This is a genomic window from Kordia sp. (assembly GCF_050633145.1).
In the GTDB taxonomy this organism is placed as follows: Bacteria; Bacteroidota; Bacteroidia; order Flavobacteriales; family Flavobacteriaceae; genus Kordia.
In genome coordinates this window covers 13,820-31,954 of sequence record NZ_JBOEFY010000044.1, presented here as the reverse complement: position 1 = coordinate 31,954, position 18,135 = coordinate 13,820, and the positions used below count along the sequence as shown (strand labels likewise).

At 32.5% G+C, this 18,135-nt stretch carries 18 protein-coding genes; 6 read left to right on the top strand and 12 right to left on the bottom strand.

Annotated elements, in window-relative coordinates; all coding sequences use genetic code 11:
• Positions 1-91 precede the first annotated feature (91 nt).
• The 6 genes from ACRBBL_RS20160 to ACRBBL_RS20135 all read left to right on the top strand — a co-directional run bounded on the left by ACRBBL_RS20160 (position 92) and on the right by ACRBBL_RS20135 (position 3,202).
• Positions 92-283, top strand: coding sequence for a hypothetical protein (locus ACRBBL_RS20160; protein ID WP_431369894.1), 192 nt, complete (start codon positions 92-94; stop codon positions 281-283).
• A 205-nt stretch (positions 284-488) separates the two neighbouring features.
• A complete protein-coding gene (locus tag ACRBBL_RS20155; protein ID WP_431370884.1) occupies positions 489-2,183 on the top strand; it encodes a helix-turn-helix domain-containing protein in 1,695 nt (564 codons plus the stop codon).
• A 91-nt stretch (positions 2,184-2,274) separates the two neighbouring features.
• Positions 2,275-2,442 carry a hypothetical protein gene (locus tag ACRBBL_RS20150; RefSeq protein WP_431370883.1) on the top strand — a complete coding sequence of 56 codons (168 nt, stop codon included), beginning with the start codon at positions 2,275-2,277 and terminating at the stop codon, positions 2,440-2,442.
• A 204-nt stretch (positions 2,443-2,646) separates the two neighbouring features.
• A complete protein-coding gene (locus tag ACRBBL_RS20145) occupies positions 2,647-2,805 on the top strand; it encodes a class I lanthipeptide (RefSeq protein ID WP_431370882.1) in 159 nt (52 codons plus the stop codon).
• A 30-nt stretch (positions 2,806-2,835) separates the two neighbouring features.
• Positions 2,836-2,976: a hypothetical protein gene (locus tag ACRBBL_RS20140; RefSeq protein ID WP_431370881.1), complete on the top strand. Its 141-nt coding sequence runs from the start codon at positions 2,836-2,838 to the stop codon at positions 2,974-2,976.
• 31 nt (positions 2,977-3,007) lie between these two features.
• Entirely contained in the window at positions 3,008-3,202 is a 195-nt protein-coding gene (locus tag ACRBBL_RS20135) for a hypothetical protein (protein ID WP_431370880.1), read from the top strand.
• Between the two features lie 52 nt (positions 3,203-3,254).
• Here the strand turns inward: ACRBBL_RS20135 and ACRBBL_RS20130 are convergent, their stop codons facing one another.
• The 12 genes from ACRBBL_RS20130 to ACRBBL_RS20075 form a co-directional block, all read right to left on the bottom strand.
• Positions 3,255-3,731, bottom strand: a complete 477-nt coding sequence (locus ACRBBL_RS20130; RefSeq protein WP_431370879.1) for a hypothetical protein — start codon at positions 3,729-3,731, stop codon at positions 3,255-3,257.
• A 53-nt stretch (positions 3,732-3,784) separates the two neighbouring features.
• Positions 3,785-4,927: a methionine aminotransferase gene (locus tag ACRBBL_RS20125; protein ID WP_431370887.1), complete on the bottom strand. Its 1,143-nt coding sequence runs from the start codon at positions 4,925-4,927 to the stop codon at positions 3,785-3,787.
• A gap of 189 nt (positions 4,928-5,116) precedes the next feature.
• Positions 5,117-5,683: a hypothetical protein gene (locus ACRBBL_RS20120; RefSeq protein WP_431370878.1), complete on the bottom strand. Its 567-nt coding sequence runs from the start codon at positions 5,681-5,683 to the stop codon at positions 5,117-5,119.
• Positions 5,684-5,858: 175 nt separating this feature from the next.
• Positions 5,859-7,634 (bottom strand): MutS-related protein, encoded by a 1,776-nt coding sequence (locus tag ACRBBL_RS20115; RefSeq protein WP_431370877.1) that lies wholly within the window; start codon positions 7,632-7,634, stop codon positions 5,859-5,861.
• A 240-nt stretch (positions 7,635-7,874) separates the two neighbouring features.
• Positions 7,875-8,918, bottom strand: coding sequence for a hypothetical protein (locus tag ACRBBL_RS20110; protein ID WP_431370876.1), 1,044 nt, complete (start codon positions 8,916-8,918; stop codon positions 7,875-7,877).
• Positions 8,919-9,195: 277 nt separating this feature from the next.
• Positions 9,196-9,942 carry a T9SS type A sorting domain-containing protein gene (locus ACRBBL_RS20105; protein WP_431370875.1) on the bottom strand — a complete coding sequence of 249 codons (747 nt, stop codon included), beginning with the start codon at positions 9,940-9,942 and terminating at the stop codon, positions 9,196-9,198.
• Positions 9,943-10,089: 147 nt separating this feature from the next.
• Positions 10,090-11,829: an alkaline phosphatase family protein gene (locus ACRBBL_RS20100; protein WP_431370874.1), complete on the bottom strand. Its 1,740-nt coding sequence runs from the start codon at positions 11,827-11,829 to the stop codon at positions 10,090-10,092.
• 134 nt (positions 11,830-11,963) lie between these two features.
• Positions 11,964-12,686, bottom strand: coding sequence for a LytR/AlgR family response regulator transcription factor (locus tag ACRBBL_RS20095; RefSeq protein WP_431370873.1), 723 nt, complete (start codon positions 12,684-12,686; stop codon positions 11,964-11,966).
• 7 nt (positions 12,687-12,693) lie between these two features.
• Positions 12,694-14,760, bottom strand: a complete 2,067-nt coding sequence (locus ACRBBL_RS20090; protein WP_431370872.1) for a sensor histidine kinase — start codon at positions 14,758-14,760, stop codon at positions 12,694-12,696.
• 112 nt (positions 14,761-14,872) lie between these two features.
• Complete coding sequence (locus tag ACRBBL_RS20085) at positions 14,873-16,195, bottom strand: T9SS type A sorting domain-containing protein (protein WP_431370871.1); 1,323 nt, start codon at positions 16,193-16,195, stop codon at positions 14,873-14,875.
• A 177-nt stretch (positions 16,196-16,372) separates the two neighbouring features.
• On the bottom strand, positions 16,373-17,293 hold the full coding sequence (locus tag ACRBBL_RS20080; protein WP_431370870.1) for a M28 family peptidase: 921 nt from the start codon (positions 17,291-17,293) through the stop codon (positions 16,373-16,375).
• An 82-nt stretch (positions 17,294-17,375) separates the two neighbouring features.
• The gene (locus tag ACRBBL_RS20075) at positions 17,376-18,122 is read right to left on the bottom strand and encodes a succinate dehydrogenase/fumarate reductase iron-sulfur subunit (RefSeq protein ID WP_431370886.1); all 747 of its coding nucleotides are present in this window, start codon (positions 18,120-18,122) and stop codon (positions 17,376-17,378) included.
• Positions 18,123-18,135: the final 13 nt, after the last annotated feature.

Sequence of the window (18,135 nt, the reverse complement as noted above, 5' to 3'; positions counted from 1 at the left end):
TTAAATGGTAATTTTGAAAGCTTATTTGTCTTAAATGTAAGTTTTTCTTTTCCTAATTTCAGTATCTATAATTAACTCAAAATATAGAATCATGAAAAAACAACTTAGAAAATTATCTTTAAATAAAAAACAAGTAAGTCATTTAACAGCAGCTACTTTAAAAGGAGGAACAAACTGGCCACCAAGAGAAACACCTACAGATAGCTGCTTCTTTAATTGTGGAGAAACAGGCGGACAAACTGGTTCATGGTGTCTTACAGGAAATCAAACGAACTGTCAATAAATTACAATTCACATATACTTAAAAAGCTTCTCAAATGAGAAGCTTTTTTTATGCAGAAAAATCTTAAAACAAGATGTATATACTTTATTATTATTATTTTTAACTCCTTTTTACTATTCTATTGAAAGTTATAGTTTAAAATATCCAACCATAATTTTTAATGACTTTCCAAAAAAGAATATACTATTCCTTTAAAAGAGTTTTTATGATACGAAAGGTGATTACATTTTGGAGTTTTATTGTTTTTATAGCATTTGCTTCAAACACCTCTGCACAAGAAATGCCCGAAAACGCTTCGAGTCAAGAAATTTTTGATTTTATCATTCAACATAAATATTCTAATCCTGAGCTTTCAAAAAAATATGCTCGAATTTTAGTCGCTAAAAGCAAAAAAGAACAGGATAGTATTCAACTCTTTAACGCGCATGCGCAATCTTGTAAAATTGCAAACATTCTAGGCGATTATGAAGAAGCCATTAAACATTGTGATTCTGCTATCGTAACTGCCAAAGCATTAAAAAATCAGCTTTTTTTAGCCGAAGTTTACCTGACTAAAGGAAACGCCATTATATATCTAGGCGATAATAAAGAAGCATTGGCAAATTATCTCAATGCACTAGATATTGCAAAACAACAAAATGCCGTTGAATTTGAAGTCGCGGCACAAGCCAATATTGCCAAGATTAAAAGACGCATGGGATTTTATGAAGAAGCACTTTCCATATATAAAAGTAATGCAAGTTTGGCCGAACAACATAGTTTTGAAAATAAAATGATTCTCATCAATGCGTATATGGGAATTGGTGGCACTTATTTACGTTTACAGCAACCCGATTCTACACATAAATATTCAGAGATAGGATTGCAAAAAAGTTTGGCAATTAATGACTTGGAAGGTGTCAGTTATTTTTATATTGATATCGGAATTGCACATTTTATTAAAGGGAATTTTGAAACTGCCATTGACTATTTAAAAAAAGCAGAAAAAATTGCCAAGGGATTGAATAATCAAAATCGACTCACTGAAATATACTACTATATTGGCAAATCGTATTTTGAATTAAAAAAGTATAATGAGGCAATTACTTTCTTGAAAAATGTTGAAACCATTGTTGATGAAAAGAACCTCAAAAAGAGCGTAACATTTAATCCTCCGGAATTATTAGGCACCTATCTTACACTTTCCAAAGCTTATGAACTCACAGATAAACGTAATTTGTATTTGGACTACACTTCTAAATATTTAAAATTAAGAGATGCGAACGAAGGTAATGATATAGCAGTGATTAAAGAATTGTACGAAACTGCGCAAAAAGAAAATAATGACCTCTCTTCCTTGGCTTCTCAATTAAAAAACAGACTTATTTATGTAATAATATTTAGTGTTTTTTTAGTGGCATTGTGTGGTTATTTCGTTTGGAGATTTTTAAAAGCAAAAAAACAGAATAAAGTTATTTTCGAACAATTGGTAACGAAAGTAGACACTAAAAAAGTAGAAAAATCAACACCTAATTTTACTATTGAAGACAAAAAAGTAGAAGCAATTTTAGAACGTTTGGACAAACTGGAAGAATCATTATTTTTCTTAAATAGCAATTGTACATTACAAAGTCTTGCAAAAAAAGCAAAAACAAACACGAACTATTTATCTAAAATCATCAATACCTACAAACACAAAAAGTTTTATGAGTATTTGAATGACTTACGAATTCAATATGTATTAAAACGCCTGAAAGAAGATCCTAAGTTTCGCAAATATTCTATCAAGCATATTGCCGAAGAAATTGGATATAAGAGTACAAATTCGTTTACAAAATACTTTAAAGCATCTACAAAATTGTATCCGTCTTATTATATAAAGAATCTAGAAGAGACTGCTGAAAATGATGCCTCAAATTAAGTAATTTGAGGTTTTTACATACTCAAACCTTAATATAATAGCGTTTAAATAAACTATCTTTCATTTTATAATCTAACTAAAAAACTTATTTATGAAGGTAAAGCATTTACAAAAGATGAAACTCAGAAAAGCAACTATCTCTCGAATTAACCAAACAACCGCAATGTTAGTAAAAGGTGGAACTCGTCAAAATAATTCTACAGTCCGCGTTGATGATTCTGCAATGGTTTCATTTTGCGCAGGTATTCAATGTTATTAATCTATACACTTACTAATTCACAAATAAAAAATCGGAAGGCTAACCTTTCGATTTTTTTTGTGCTTTATCCATAAATTTCTTTCGTAAAGTTTCTCCTCAAATCTCCTAATTTTTAGTCCTCTTGAGTTACACTTCCTTTTTTTCATAGGATACGAATCATACATTGAGATCAATAAACTTTTTATTAACCACAAATATTTAAGTATGAAAACTCAGAAATTAAAGTCATTAAAATTAGTAAAAGCATCTATCGCAAATTTAGATGCAAGTAAGCAAGAAAGAATTGTTGGTGGTGGAACACGCGCTTGGACAGGTTGTAATACTTTTCAATCTATGTGCCCAACTTCTTGCCACGTACATTAATTAATTTTTAATCATAAAAACCATAATCTTATGAAAAGTAAAAAAGTAAAATCATTAAAATTAGTAAAGGCTTCTGTAGCAAGTTTAGAGACTAAAACATCACAAGAGATAAAAGGTGGAAGACCTAGATCGTTTAGAACAATTTGTATTACTTCTTGTGTATCACATTAATACTTTAACCATAACCTAAAAATTTTAAACCATGAAAAAAAAGAATTTTAAAAATTTATCGCTAAATAAGAACGCTGTTTCTTCATTAGCACACGAAACTGTAAAAGGTGGTGGCTTCTCTGATGGTGTAATTTGTGACTCACGAGAACCAGAATTTTGCAACTGGACGTATAACAGATGGTGCTACAATACTGGATCGCCAGGAATTTGTACTGCGCCTAAATAGTAGATTATTTATCAGAAAAAAAGCTTCTCGTATTGAGAAGCTTTTTGCATTTCTATAGTTTTCTTTCCGCCTTTTCCATTTTCTTTTGCAGCTTTTCTAATTTCTTTTGCCACTTTATTTCATCTTCAGGAGAAAGCTTGTTTTTACGTTTTCGTTTTTCATATTTCTTCAACGCCTTTTCATATTTCTTTTTTGCTTTCAAAGCCTTTTTTTGCGTTTTCTGCTTTCGCTTTAATTCCTTTTCTAGCTTTTTAACTTTCTTCTGCGTTTTCTTATATTTCTTTTCTTCTTTTCTCTTTTTCTTAGTCGCTTTTCTTTCTTCTTTTTGTTTCTTTTTGTTTGCCTCTAAAGTCGCTACAATTATTGTCTTCTCTTCTTCGGTAAGTTTGTCTGTTACCTTCACTCCATCGAGATAAATTTCTTTTTTATCAACTTTATATTCTTTTCCGTTATGGATTACTTTTTGGGCATGGACGCTTGTAAACACACACATAAGAATGAGTGCCATAATGCATTTAGTGTACTTCATTGAATGTTATTTATTGTTATGTGATTGCTATTTACAATATGTATACCAAAATACTAAATCTTGTTTAAAATTTCGGCCGCATTTGCTAAGGTTTCTTCCGTTTTGGCAAAGCAGAAACGCAATAGCTTATGATCTTCTTTATTTGTGTTGAATACGGAAAGTGGAATGGATGCTATTTTGTTTTCTCGTGTCAGTCGTTTTGCAAATTCTGTGTCGAGTTCGTCTGTAATATTTTCATAAGATAATACTTGAAAGTAGGTTCCTTGCGATGGTTTCCATGTGAAACGCGAGTCTTTGATTGCATTGAGAAAGAAATCTCGTTTTTCTTGAAAAAATGCAGGGAGTTGCACATAGTTTTCAGGATGTTGCAAATACCTGCCAATCGCTATTTGCGTTGGATGATGTACCGAAAACACATTGAACTGATGTACTTTTTTAAATTCGTCCATCAACTCTTTTGGCGCTACACAATAGCCAATTCTCCAACCCGTATTGTGAAATGTTTTTCCAAAAGAAGCAGTGATAAAAGTACGTTCGGCTAGTTTTGGAAATAAGGCAGCACTTTGGTGTTGTTCGCCATCAAACACAATATGTTCGTAAACTTCATCGCTCAACAAAATGATGTTGGTATCTTCTAAAATTGAAGATAACTCTAACATATCTGCTTTCGACAATACAGTTCCACTTGGATTGTGTGGCGTATTAATAATCATTAGTTTCGTTTTACTATTAATTTTGCTTCTCACTTCATTCCAATCAACAGTAAATTCTTTTCCCTTCAATTGAATTGGCACAACTTTTCCGCCGTGTACGTTCACCGCTGGCGCATAACAATCATACGCTGGCGTGAATATAATAACTTCGTCATTAGGGCGCACAAACGCGCTTATAATGGTAAAAATAGCCTCTGTGGCTCCAACGGTAACAACAACTTCTGTATCTGGATTGTATTTTCTTTGATACAAATACTCTATTTTCTCAGCAATGGCTTCACGTAAAATAGCTGCTCCTGGCATTGGTGCATATTGATTGTAGTTTTCGCGCAATGCTTGCTGTACCATTTCTATGAGTTTTGGATCGGAAGGAAAGTTTGGAAATCCTTGTGATAAATTGATCGCGTTTTCTTTTGCTGCCAATTGACTCATTACGGTAAATATGGTAGTACCTACATTGGGAAGTTTGGAAGTATGTTTTATCATTTGGGTGTTGGTTGCTTGTTGTTAGTTTTGGGTGTTAGGTGTTAGGTGTTAGGTAAGAAATCACTTTTACATTTAAAATTCAACATTTAGTATTTAAAATTTCTTTTCTAAAAGTCGTGAATTTGAATGGTTTTATAAAATGAATTTTAAAAAACTATTGTTTTTTGGAGAGAAGCATTTGCACTATTAGTTTACGTGTTTTTTGTCTAAAACTTCAATGATGAGTTCTTTTAATACATCATTTTCTACATTCTCGATGTAAATCGTTTGTAAATCGTTTCGGAAGTCTTGAATTCTTTGAAGATTTGTTTCTTTTAACTGTCTGTCTTTACTGAATTCATGCCATATTTCTAACAATCTTCCAATTAGTTTTTTGTTGGTTTCAAACTGCGTGCCCAATTGTCCTAACATGCTTTTTGTGTAGCTAGAAAATAGCGGCATTTTTGCTAGTTTTTGCATTGAAGCATCCATGAATCGTTGAATTTCACGTTCGTTTTGAAACGCAAAGAAGCGGTATTTGTCTTCTGTTTTACAATTTTTACAGGCAACAATTGCAAAAGTGTCTTTAATCATTTGTGTGCAATCGTAGGTAGATTCGTAGTAAATTTCTATTCCTAGATTGGTATTGATTACCAACACTTCATCATTTACCAATTCCATCAAGAAGTTTTTTAAAATAGCAACTTGTTGATGTGAAATGATCAATTGTTTTTTGTGATGCTTTTCGTTTATGTGGAGGTATTTTAACGACATATATGCAAGCTTTAAGGGAAGCCAACCGATATTTTTTTTACGCTTTAGTTTTTTTAGATTCAGTTAATGACTTCTAAATTAATATTTTAAGACGAGAAAATATGTTAAATATAAATTTTATATGAGTAATGAGCTTATATTTTAAATTTTAAATAGCTAGATTTTTATAAAAAATCTACTCCACAATTTCCATTTTCTTTAGCAAGAAGGAAGCATTCATGTTAGAACAGATTCCTTTTTTGAGTAAATACCCGAAGAACAATTCGTCGTTGATAATTTCGGCATCAAAGAAGTAGTTTTTTACTTGATCTATTTCCTTGTCTAGTTCGCAGAGACTTAAATCGTGCGTAGCAATGATTCCCGCAGCATTTTGCGACGCGAGTTTTTGCACTATTTTTTTAGAACCCATTGCTTTATCATGACTATTGGTTCCTTTTAAGATTTCATCCAAGATGATGAAATAGGTATCTTTTTCAATTTTGTCTACGATCATTTTTAAGCGTTGCAATTCTGAAAAGAAATACGAAGCACCTTCTGCTAACGAATCGGTAGTACGCATGCTTGTAATGAGCTTTATGGGCGAATAATTTGCTTCTTCAGCACAGATTGGCAATCCTACGTTAGACATAACTATACTTAGAGAAACCGTTCGTAGAAACGTACTTTTTCCCGCCATGTTTGCGCCTGTAATGATAAAGAATTCTGAGTTTCCAATATTGAAATCGTTGTCAATTCTGTTTGTAGTTCGCAATAATGGATGTCCTAATTTTTTAGCATTCATTACTTCTTTTGCATTACTATCAATTGTTGGGTAACTAAATTGTGGATGATTGAACGCAAAGTTCCCTAAACTATTGTATGCATCAAAAAATGTAACTACCTCAAACCATTGTGCTACTTTTTGATTGTGTTTTTGAATCCAAGTTTCTATGTGATACGATTTAGAAATATCCCACAGTAATAAACCATTTAAAAAGATACCAACCAAGATGTTGTTTCTATTGTCTAAAGCATCAATTCGTTTGGAAAAACCTTTTACTAAAGTAGATGCTTTTTGTACTTCGCTGTGAATGTTTTTCTGTTTTTCTTTTAATAATTCGGAGGTATATGTTTCTTCTTCTATTCGCTGTAAAAGCTGTCCGTATTGCTGAAATGTATCTTTTGCTTTGTTGGTATTGATTGAAAGATGATTGATACTTTTTAGAAATTTTCCTGTAATTCCCAATCCTACAAAAAGCCATACTAAAGCAGCTAAAAATGGTAAAATTTCCAAGGAAACTAGCGTAATGATTGCAATAGAGATTCCAGAGAAAATAAGTGGTAAATATTTAATTGATTTAGGAATAAAGCTTTTGTATTCTTTCAACCAACTCGTAATGCTTTTCGAAGTCGTTTCAACTTTTATTAATAAAGCAATGGCAGAAAAATGTTGTCGCCAATCTGCTTTTTGTGCCAGTTCTTGTATGGCTTCTTGTCGCATAGCAATATCAGAAATATTGTTACTTGCTAATATGTTTGCCAATTCATTTTTTCCTTCTTTTGTTGTAGAACGATTTAAGTATTGAAAGAAAGATGCATTTCCAAAGAGATCTATATCGTAGCTATATTCGTGTGCTGCATCTAGAAATTCTTCACCTGTTGGCAATTTGGAAAGATCACCATTGATTACATCTATTTCTAATTGGTTGCACAGAATTAAAGCTTTTAGTTTGTTGCTTTTGTAGACTAAATCAGCGTGACGAAAGACCAAGAATAGAAAGATTGCCATTCCGACAGCAGAAGCCAATACTACATATCCCCATTTTCCGAATAAGAGATAAATCGCGAACGCTATACTTAAAAAAACAATCAGACGAAGAAAGCTCGATTGATTGAGTTTTCGGCGTTGCACTTTTAGTTCGGCTTCAAATTTTGCTTTTTGCTGTGTGTAAAAGTCTTTAGGATTTTGCATGATGGTATTCTGAGAAATATCTTGCCAAGAAACAAAAAAAAACGCAAACCATATAGATTTGCGTTCGCTAGTATTTCATACTAAGAAAAGTTTAACAATTACCTATTGATTGCACTACTTTTTTACAAATTTGAGCACTCTTTTTATTATAGAATGAAATATTTTTTGCGTGATTACTTATCTAATTTTCTTTTGCATTACCTGAAAACGATTTACTAGTATTAACAATTAAATGTGTTTTCAAGATTCTTTATATGCAATTGAAGCCAAAAAATTACTTCCTGCAGCAAAGAGTTGCATATTATTTTCACAGAATCGAATTGCATTAGTTCCCATTCCTTCTATGTATACGGGTTTCCTATCTTCGATTCTGTATATATATCCAACCGAACCTGCATAGACATAAGAGTCAGAAACAGCAACAGAAACAATTTCGCCTTTACAATGAGGAAGTGAAGTAATATATTCTCCTTTGTACTCAAAATCAATTAATGAAATCGCCATAATATCTCCGTTAGAACCGGCAATTAATTTGTCATTTTTTATTGCTAAACTAACTTCACTTTTTTCAACTACTTCAAGTTCATTTTTTTTGACTTCTTTACCATCTGCACTTATTTTGTACGCATATCCGTTTGAGCCAGCATATATGATATTCTCATAAACTAATAATGAAACGGTTTCATATCCACTATGAGGAAGAGATATTATTTTCTTTTTCCTTTCAAAATCATTCTTCTCTATCAATACAACATGACCTTCTGTTCCTGCAATCAATTGATTACCGATCATTTCTAAACAAACCTCTTGATGTCCCCTATTTAAAAACGTTCTCATCATTGTTTCTTTCGAAGCAATATTATACTTAAATACATATCCTACTGAGCCTGCATATATAAAATTATCATCAGCAATTACTGAAACAGCACGATTCTTAAATACTGTTTTAGGAAAAGAAAGCTCGATCATATTGTAGTAATCTATCTTTTCAAAATTATCTAATTGAATAAGTATTATACATCCAACGGTTCCAACAACTAGTTGATCTTTATAAATAGTTAATCGAACTTCTCCTTTACTTGGAGCTGCCTGTAGTATATTTATACCACAAGGCTCACCTTTTAAACTATATCTATGTACTTCTCCATATGAAGTTCCTGCATACACATATTCCCCATGAGCTACAATGGATATGATATCATATCCAGAACCAATAAGTTTTTTTTTCCACAAGAAAGTATCGATATTGTTTTCATTTGGCGAATTTGGGTGTATTCCTTCCATAATCTTCAAAATTTAATTAGTTACAATCGTATATATTTTAAGTAAGTTATAGATTACTTTTTTATAAAAAGATAAAAATGTTACAAACTAAGAAAGATTTGTTCTAAAAATACAGAAGTATGTTCTTACAGTATTTAAATTGTTCTATTTTTAGTTGTCTTAAATAGAAGATTACTTTGAAAAGTATGTAGTCAATAAAAAAAAACGCAAACCATATAGATTTGCGTTCACTAGTATTTCATCCTTAAGAAAGTTTAACAATTACCTATTGATTGCACTACTTTTTTACAAATTTTAGCGCTCGCTTTTCTAATTGGATAAAATACATTCCTTTGGTTAGTTGTTGAATGTAGATTGGTTCATTTACGTTTACAATTCCTTGCAAAACTTTCTTTCCAGAGATATCGAAAATTGTATAGTTTTCTGCTTTTTGTAAAGCTGTTAATTGAATGCTATTTGCTGCAGGATTTGGATAGACACGCAACTTAGTTTCACCTGTATCAACATCAGCTACGCTTAATGTAGAATTGTCAATACTTACACTGAAAGTTATAGCTATACTCGATGGAACTCCTCCCCAATATGCTGTTCCTCCAGGGTGAATAGGATCAAATACAAAATTGGCAAAAATAGAGTCAGACGTATTTTCTTTTTCTATAATGTATGTATATATTGTAGACGGATCCATCGTAATCATGAGTGCCGAAAAATCATATACTGCACTACCATTTGCAGGAACTCCTGTTAATTCGCCTATTACATTTCCTCCTAATCCATCACCTTCATATAGGCGTACAGAAACTGTTGCATTTGGGTTTGGAGAACCAAGAACTGTTGATGTAATTGATGTTAAGATTCCTCCGCAAGCAGCACTTGTAGTAAAGGACATTCCTGTAAAATTTGGTATTTCTCCACCAGAACTACTGCCTGAACTAGAAGCTCCTGAGTAACTAGGTCCGCATTGAGCATTGAGAAATAATGATGCGCTTATGAGCATCACAAAAGTGAGTAGTTTTTTTGTCATAGTATATAAGATTTAAGGTTAAGACTATAAAGGTATTCAACTGCTTGTCATCTTTTTTGTGAATGTTCTGAACTACTTTCAGAATGTTCTGAGTATATTATTTTTATGTATGACAAAAAGTGCGAGCATACTGCCCGCGCTTTTTTATTATAGATATCCTTTTATTATATAAGGTTGTAAGGCTTTTAAAAATTTCACAGCTCCTTTTACTGTTTTGATTTTTGAAGGTTGCCCTAGCTTTTCTATTTCAGCTATTGCTTGTTTGTCTTGAGTAGTTAATTTTGCAGCATGATATGCTCCTTTTACAATTGTTTTTTGCAAGTCATTTAAAGGATCTTTAGAATAATCTACATTCGTTTTCTTTAGTATTGGTTCTGGAATGTCAGGAAAACTTTCTCTTTTTGTATCTGAGAATACACTTTCAAAGGAGTTTGCATTTTTATCTCTATCAGTCAGACCTTCCATTCCCCATTTTTTACACATGGTTTTTATAAAAGAAGTATGATCAAATACATCATTTACGATTGTATTTTTTTGAATGTACGATGATACCATCACCATAGGTACGCGTACACCCAAACGGTCAAATTTAAATCCTTTTTCTCCTACCATACCTGCTTCTGGCGGTGTAGCTTTTGGTGGCGGTACATGATCAAAACAACCTCCATGTTCATCATAGGTAATGATTAATAAGGTATTGTCTCTATAGGTGTCACTATTTTTAATCGCAGTATATACGTCCCAAATTAATTTTTCTCCTAATTTGACTGTTCCTTCTCGGGTTTCTCCAAAAACATTAAGATCATTGGACATATTAACGGATGACGGATGTTGGTCATTATGCTCAAATATAAATTTAGGCTCAATAAACGAATATGGTGCTAGTTCATTATTTGTTACATCATCTAGAAATGGTTTTAGACTTCCAAGGTTTAAGCCTTCTCCTATTAATCCGCATTTATAGGTCAGGTTTGTTTTATCCGTTGGATCTGGAAGTACAGGTACTTGAGTTGGATCAAAATCAGGAGCTCCAGGATTAAAGTTTGGATTGGGTATATATCTTAAAGTAGGTCCGCCATTTATTAACGATGTTAAAGGCACTTGTTCGGCATATACCGTTGCTTTGAGTCCTTTTTCATGTAGTAATCCAAAAAAATCTTTTTTGTTCCACATTTTTGCAGCCCATGTTATAAAGTCTATAAATGCTTTGGTTTTGCTGCTTTCTTCATCATCTTCTCCAATAGGGTTAATTACATATCCGGCTGAAGTTGCTGCATGCCAAAAAGCTCTGTTGCACCATGTTTGGCTAGGAACTGAGCAAAACCAATGATCAAACACCGCAAATTCTTTTGCCAATGTTGATAACACATTGACACTTTCTGGCGAAAAACATTTCATAATGTTTTCATACTCAGTTTTTGTTGGTTTTATATATTTCTCCCAATCTCCTTCTCCTTTTGTACCATCTAAGGCTTGTAGTGTGTTAATGTAATCATTTACAAAACCATTCATCGGTGGATTGTCCACACCACTATTTGGCAAGTTGAAAGGAGCTACCATTTTAGACGCATCAACATCTATGTTTTCAGCATCAACTGTATTGTATAATTGTGTATTAACATGTTGATATACTTCTCCTGGATCTGGAAAAGGCTGATGATAGTCATCTGTTGGCATAGGTGCTATTTTTGCTCCTGACTTATAATCTATTGCACGTTCAGGCACAGGGTTTTCATAGTTTCCAGTTTGCAAACCTTCAAACTTTTTTCCTTCAGGAACTCCATCTTTGTAGAGATATCCTAATAAATTGTCAAACGAACGGTTTTCGAGCATTAGCACAACTACATGATCAAATGTATCTAGTGGATTTGGGGCTTTTCCTTCCATAATTAATGAGGTTTAATAAGTTAGTAATCTGTTACTTTTACAGTAAGTTATAGATTACTTTTTTATAAGGAAGCAAAAATGTTATGAAGAAAGAGAGATTTGTTCTAAAAATACGAAAGTATGTTCTTACAATTTTATAATAAATTGATTTTACTTAATAAATCGTCTTTGTATTTTTTTCCAATAGGAATAGTTTGTTCTGCAATTACAATTGTGTTATGATCTATTTGTTCTAAATAATCTAAATTGACAATGTAACTACGATGTACACGCACAAATTTTTGATTGAGTTTGGTAATGATCTTATTTAGATTCCCACGAATTACATGTTTTTGTCCGTTTTTTAATTGTATTTCGGCATATACATGTTCGCTTTTAATGAATAAGATTTCTTCAAATTTTAACTTGATGAACACATTTTTTTCTTTGATGAAGAACGCGTCTTTTATTATGAGTTGTTCTTCATTGACTTCACCCACGCGTTTTGAATAATTGTAGAGTGCAATTTCAACAGATGTATATAATTCATCTTTTGTAAATGGTTTTACCAAATACGCTGGTGGCATTACTTTTTTGGCTTGTGAAACTGTTAACGGGTCTGAATTTGAGGTTAGAAATATGAATGGAAAATCATATTTGTTTCTAATTTTTTCAGCAATATCAATACCTGTTTTTCTTCCTGAGAGTTGAATATCTAAGATAGCAATATCTGGTTTTTCAGTTTCGATTGATTCAATAGCTTCCGTGTAATTGATAACAGGTTCTAAAGCTTCATATCCTAAAGCTTCTAAGGTATCACAAATATGATCTGCAATAATAATTTCATCTTCTACTACTAATATTTTTACTTTACTCATAGCTTGTTTAGTCTAATAATGCTCTTGTATTAGTGTCTTTAAATGTAATTTCAAATGAAGCGCCTTCCGCATTGTTTACTATAAATTTCCCTTGTAATTGTTTGGTTAATCGTTTTACTAAACGCAATCCTAAGCTTTTTACTTTGGCTAAATCTATAGAATCATCTATTCCTCTTCCATTGTCAGCGATTACTAATTTGTATTCTTCTTCGTTGAGCTTGTTGATAGAGATGTTTAGTTCGTTATCTTTTGTAGCGTCAAAGGCATATTTATAGGCATTTGTAATTAATTCATTTACAATTAAACCTAGTGGAATTGCTGTATCAACATCAAACTGCATGTTTTCTGTGTTGATATTGGTTTTCACTCTTTTCTCGGAAGCGTACATGTATGAAAGCTCTTTGACCAAGGTTTGAATGTACTCATCAAAATCGATTAAACCTGTATCGTTTTGATAGAGTTTTTGATGAATTAATGCCATCGATTTGACTCTGTTTTTTCCTTCATTGGCAAGTTTTAACGCTTTTTCATCTTCGATATCTTTGGTTTGAAGCTCTAATAAACTGGAAACTATTTGAAAATTATTTTTAACTCTGTGATGTACTTCTTTCAACAAGAGTTGTTTTTCCTGCAATGCTTTTTCTATGATTTTGTTTTTCTCATCTAAGATTTTTGATGTTTTCTTTTTACGTTGGTATGCATAATAAGCAAATCCGCCAAGTGCTAAGGCAGCCAAAAACAATCCTAATAGAATTTGTTGTACGTGTTGTTCTTGTTGAATTTTATTTTGTTGTTCTAAGTCTAAAACCGCCAACGCTTCTGCATTTTGAATACTGTCTTTGTATTGTTGTTTTTCAAAAGCATAGGTAAGTTCTATTTCTTTTATTTCTTCAACTTTTTGTTTACTAAATGCTGAATCTTTTATGGCCACATAGGTTTCCATGTATTTGTACGCTTTCGCAGGGTTGTGCTGTTTGTTATAAAAATCTGCCAATGCTTTTGCCGTATATTGTTTGTCGTTCAATACATTTAACTCATCCCAAATATCATAGGCTTTTGTATAATATTTTATGGCTTGATTTTCATTTTCTTTGGCTGCCCAATAATCTCCTTTTATTTGATTTAAATATCCATTAAAACGTTTTGCTCTTCTTCCTAGTTCTATCTTGCTTGCTTCTTCTAGGTAAAAGTGCGCACTATCCATTTTCTTTTCATTCTTTAACATTCTTGCTAAATGCACATATGCATATGCTTCTCCTGCGTTGAATTTTATTTTTTTTGCGCTTTTAATAGATTTATATAAATTTTGTTTTTGCTCTTCTATAGGAGCACATAAGCAACTTAAGTGAATCATTGCTTTGTTATTTCTCCAAACGGAATTTTTTCGATCGTCTTTTCTTTCTTCATAAAAAGTAACAATCTCATCTAATATTTGTAAACCTTCCACATATTGTTTGTTCGAATAATGAATACGACTCATTGTTTTTAATAAAGGAATCAACATTTTTTCATTATCCGGAAGTTGCAATGCTATCTTTTTAGCAGTACTTAAATCTTTAATTGCATCTACATTCTGAGAAATATTACTATAAATATTAGCTCTTGTAGCATAGCCTTCTATAATTGCATTTTTGTCTGCCGCCTTTTCCGAAAACTCAATAGATTCACTTGCATAAAGAAGCGCTTCTTTAAAGTTACCTTTAACTTGTGAAATTCTTGCTAACTGAACAGTAGTTTGAATTAATCCAATTGTGTCTATTACTTCTTTCGATAAAGAATATGCTGTTTTCAAATGATTAAATCTCTCTAAGCTACCGCCATTTTCTATATATGCAAGCTTCAAAGTCACTGCAATTAATTGTTTTTTATTGTTCGTTTTTTCTGCGAATCCTTTTTGAAGATTTAATAAAGTAAATACACTGTCTTTGTCTTGTGTTTTAGAAAGAATTTTAGCGATACTATCGTATTGTTTTTGAATAGCTGATTGTTGGGCAGAAACAGAAAAAGCAGTACATAAGACTGCTATTAGAAAATACGGTTTGAATGACTTTATAGATATAAATAATCTATTCATGGCTAGTTAAGGTTTACACAAATGTACTATATGTTTTTAAACATTGATAGGAGATCAGTTCCAAAATAAAACCGACCTCCTACTTTAATACTAATATTACCGACTCCCTAATTTAGTTCACGGTAATCTTCTTGACAATTGTTTTACCATCATCGTTTTTAATTTTTAGGAAATACAATCCAGATTTTAAGTTGGAGACGTCAATTTGTACAGCGCTATCATTTTGATTTTGTTGATTACTAGTATACACGACTTGTCCAGTTATAGTATACATTGATAAACTTGCATTATTGACTTTATTGTTTTGAAATTGCACCGTTAGTATATCAGCTACAGGATTTGGACTTACGGTTATTTCTGTAATACTTTCTTCTTCTACGCTTAGTGGTGCTGTCAACACTCCTTCAAACCAAGCGAAATATCCAGGACTAAACGATCCCAAAATAGCATCTAATACACCATCTCCATTTACATCTCCAAAACTAATCGTTGCAAACTGCCCGAAATCAAATGTTTCTAAATCTCCTGGCATATTTTGATATGCATACGTTCCATAATCTGGCGCTGTAGGTGTACCAATATTCTCTACCCAACGTACAATTCCTGTGTCAGTTCCCACAATTAAATCAAAATCACCATCACGATCTACGTCTTGAAAATTAGGAACCGTTACCAATATGTCGCCGTGTGGCCAGTTACGATCCAATACTCCTGTACCTGTATTCATATCCCAAGGATTGTCTAAATGCAATCTACGTTCAAACATTGGTATCATTTTAGTCCCTGTGTTTTCAAGATATGATATGGAATCACTTCCTATACCTACCATATCATAATCATTGTCATTGTCTAAATCGACAAATCCAAGGCCTGGAAAGTTTGCTATGTTCTGATTTAATATTCCAGGAATGGTAGCTTCTACAAAATTTGGCGCTGTAGCAGATCCTGTGTTTTCATAATAATGAATATCATTGAAGTTAAATTGATTTATATCGTTTTTAGTCGCCAAAAATAAATCAAAATCACCATCATCATCGATGTCTATAAATTGCCCTTTTGTTTCATTATTTCCTCCTGGAGCAATGGCAACAGCATCTAATGCTGGCTGTGCAGTTTGCACCCAATTTGGTGCAGTAGGAGAACCTGTATTTTCATAGTAAAATAATTTTCCATCCGCAGCTTGTGCGCCAGAAACCATGTCTAAATCATTATCTCCGTCTAAATCTACCAATACTGGTGCGCTTAGTCTTCCCGTTAATGTAGGCAAAACGGCAATATCTAAACCAGCAGGATTTGGACCAGGAGCAGGCACTACGCCCACATCAGGAGCATTTGAATTTATGCCTCGAAATTCGAATGTATCAGGAAACACATCTTGTGCTGTTAATACGTATGTGCAGAGCGCACATGATAAAAAAAGTAGTTTTTGTTTCATAAGGTTTGAGTGTTTTCAATAGGTTAGCGATGTAAATATAATTTGAAAAACACCTAGGAGTTTCTTAAATGTTCTGAACACCTCCTATAATGTTCTAAACTACTTTTTCTTGTTATAAATCAAAAAAGCGAATATCTTAGAAAAGATATCCGCTCTTACTTTCTTAGTTGTTTTAACCTATAATTTTTCCAAATCTACCTTTTTAAAAAAAGAGATTATTGTTTGTACTGTATTTGTATAAAATATAGGATGAATGTTCTCATAATCATCTGTAGGTTTGTGATAATCTTTATGGTCTTCTACACCAAAATATATGAATGGAATTTTAGCTTTATGAAATCCTGCATGATCACTCATTTCTGTCCATTCTTTGTGACCAATTTTTAAGCTTATATTTCCGCTTGTTTTTGTGCTTTCAATGATCGGTTTATATTGTTGATAATGCTGCGGACCAACTGCAAATAGTTCATTTTTATCGCTTCTACTTATCATATCCATATTGATATTTAGCTTAAGTTGCGTTTTTGGAACGATTGAATTTTCTACAAAGTAGTACGAACCTATCAATCCTTTTTCTTCTGCATCAAATGCTGCTAAGATTACAGAGTGTTTTGGTGGCTGTTTTTGAAAGTATTCCGCGAAAGCAAACAAAGCACTAATTCCAGAAGCATCATCGTCAGCTCCGTTGTATATTTTTCCTCCTTTTATGCCTTCATGATCGTAATGTGCAGATATTACAATATATGCATCAGGTTTCTCGCTTCCTTTGATGAATCCGATGATATTTTCACCTTGTATTTCTTTTTGTTGAAAGGGCTGTCCAAAGTCTTCTCCTAATGGCTTTACATCTAACTTTTTGAATTCAGTAATGATATAGTTTTTTGCTTTTGTGGCGCCAGCAGTTCCTGTTTCGCGACCTTCATAACTGTCTGAAGAAAGCTCTTTTACATGACTTAATAAGTTCGCTGTATTAAAATCATATGATATTTTTTTTTGTGCAACTGAATTTTCTTGCTTTACTTTCTCAGATTTTTTTTCTGTTTTACAGCTTATAAAAAGAGTTACTAAAACTACAAAAAGGATTTTTGATGATGACATGTTATTTTTGATATAAGATAATTAAAAAATCCCAAGCATTGCTGCTCAGGATTTTTATAGTTTTTATATTGATACGTTTTATTTATCCTTTTAAAGATGCTTTTAAATACTCACGATTCATACGTGCAATATTTTCAAGTGAGATTCCTTTTGGACATTCAACTTCGCAAGCTCCTGTGTTTGTACAGTTTCCAAATCCTTCTTCATCCATTTGCTTTACCATGTTTAATACACGATCTGTAGCTTCTACTTGTCCTTGTGGCAATAATGCAAATTGTGATACTTTCGCCGAAACGAATAGCATTGCACTAGAGTTTTTACAACTTGCAACACAAGCTCCACAACCAATACATGTAGCTGCATCAAAAGCAGTATCTGCATCGTGTTTGTTTACAGGAATTGCATTGGCATCAATTGTATTTCCAGACGTGTTTACAGAAATAAATCCTCCAGCGTGTTGTACACGATCAAAAGAGCTTCTGTCTACAATTAAATCTTTTATTACAGGAAATGCTTTTGCTCTAAATGGCTCAATATATATTGTATCTCCATCTTTAAACATACGCATGTGTAACTGACATGTTGTTATGCCTCTATCTGGTCCGTGTGCTTCTCCATTAATGTATAATGAACACATTCCGCAAATTCCTTCACGACAATCGTGATCGAATGCTACTGGCTCATCTCCACTATTAATAAGTTGTTCATTTAAAACATCTAACATTTCAAGGAAAGACATATCTGGTGAAATATCGCTGACTTTATAGTCGACCATTTTTCCTTTATCACTTGCGTTTTTTTGACGCCAAATTTTCAGTGTTAAATTCATATTCATAGCTTTC

Coding starts and splice junctions, on each gene's coding strand:
- ACRBBL_RS20095 (WP_431370873.1), bottom strand. CDS start 12,686: ATGAGTAAAGTAAAAATATTAGTAGTAGAAGATGAAATTATTATTGCA.
- ACRBBL_RS20085 (WP_431370871.1), bottom strand. CDS start 16,195: ATGAAACAAAAACTACTTTTTTTATCATGTGCGCTCTGCACATACGTA.
- ACRBBL_RS20110 (WP_431370876.1), bottom strand. CDS start 8,918: ATGGAAGGAATACACCCAAATTCGCCAAATGAAAACAATATCGATACT.
- ACRBBL_RS20150 (WP_431370883.1), top strand. CDS start 2,275: ATGAAGGTAAAGCATTTACAAAAGATGAAACTCAGAAAAGCAACTATC.
- ACRBBL_RS20115 (WP_431370877.1), bottom strand. CDS start 7,634: ATGCAAAATCCTAAAGACTTTTACACACAGCAAAAAGCAAAATTTGAA.
- ACRBBL_RS20075 (WP_431370886.1), bottom strand. CDS start 18,122: ATGAATTTAACACTGAAAATTTGGCGTCAAAAAAACGCAAGTGATAAA.
- ACRBBL_RS20090 (WP_431370872.1), bottom strand. CDS start 14,760: ATGAATAGATTATTTATATCTATAAAGTCATTCAAACCGTATTTTCTA.
- ACRBBL_RS20120 (WP_431370878.1), bottom strand. CDS start 5,683: ATGTCGTTAAAATACCTCCACATAAACGAAAAGCATCACAAAAAACAA.
- ACRBBL_RS20140 (WP_431370881.1), top strand. CDS start 2,836: ATGAAAAGTAAAAAAGTAAAATCATTAAAATTAGTAAAGGCTTCTGTA.
- ACRBBL_RS20100 (WP_431370874.1), bottom strand. CDS start 11,829: ATGGAAGGAAAAGCCCCAAATCCACTAGATACATTTGATCATGTAGTT.
- ACRBBL_RS20155 (WP_431370884.1), top strand. CDS start 489: ATGATACGAAAGGTGATTACATTTTGGAGTTTTATTGTTTTTATAGCA.
- ACRBBL_RS20105 (WP_431370875.1), bottom strand. CDS start 9,942: ATGACAAAAAAACTACTCACTTTTGTGATGCTCATAAGCGCATCATTA.
- ACRBBL_RS20145 (WP_431370882.1), top strand. CDS start 2,647: ATGAAAACTCAGAAATTAAAGTCATTAAAATTAGTAAAAGCATCTATC.
- ACRBBL_RS20130 (WP_431370879.1), bottom strand. CDS start 3,731: ATGAAGTACACTAAATGCATTATGGCACTCATTCTTATGTGTGTGTTT.
- ACRBBL_RS20160 (WP_431369894.1), top strand. CDS start 92: ATGAAAAAACAACTTAGAAAATTATCTTTAAATAAAAAACAAGTAAGT.
- ACRBBL_RS20135 (WP_431370880.1), top strand. CDS start 3,008: ATGAAAAAAAAGAATTTTAAAAATTTATCGCTAAATAAGAACGCTGTT.
- ACRBBL_RS20080 (WP_431370870.1), bottom strand. CDS start 17,293: ATGTCATCATCAAAAATCCTTTTTGTAGTTTTAGTAACTCTTTTTATA.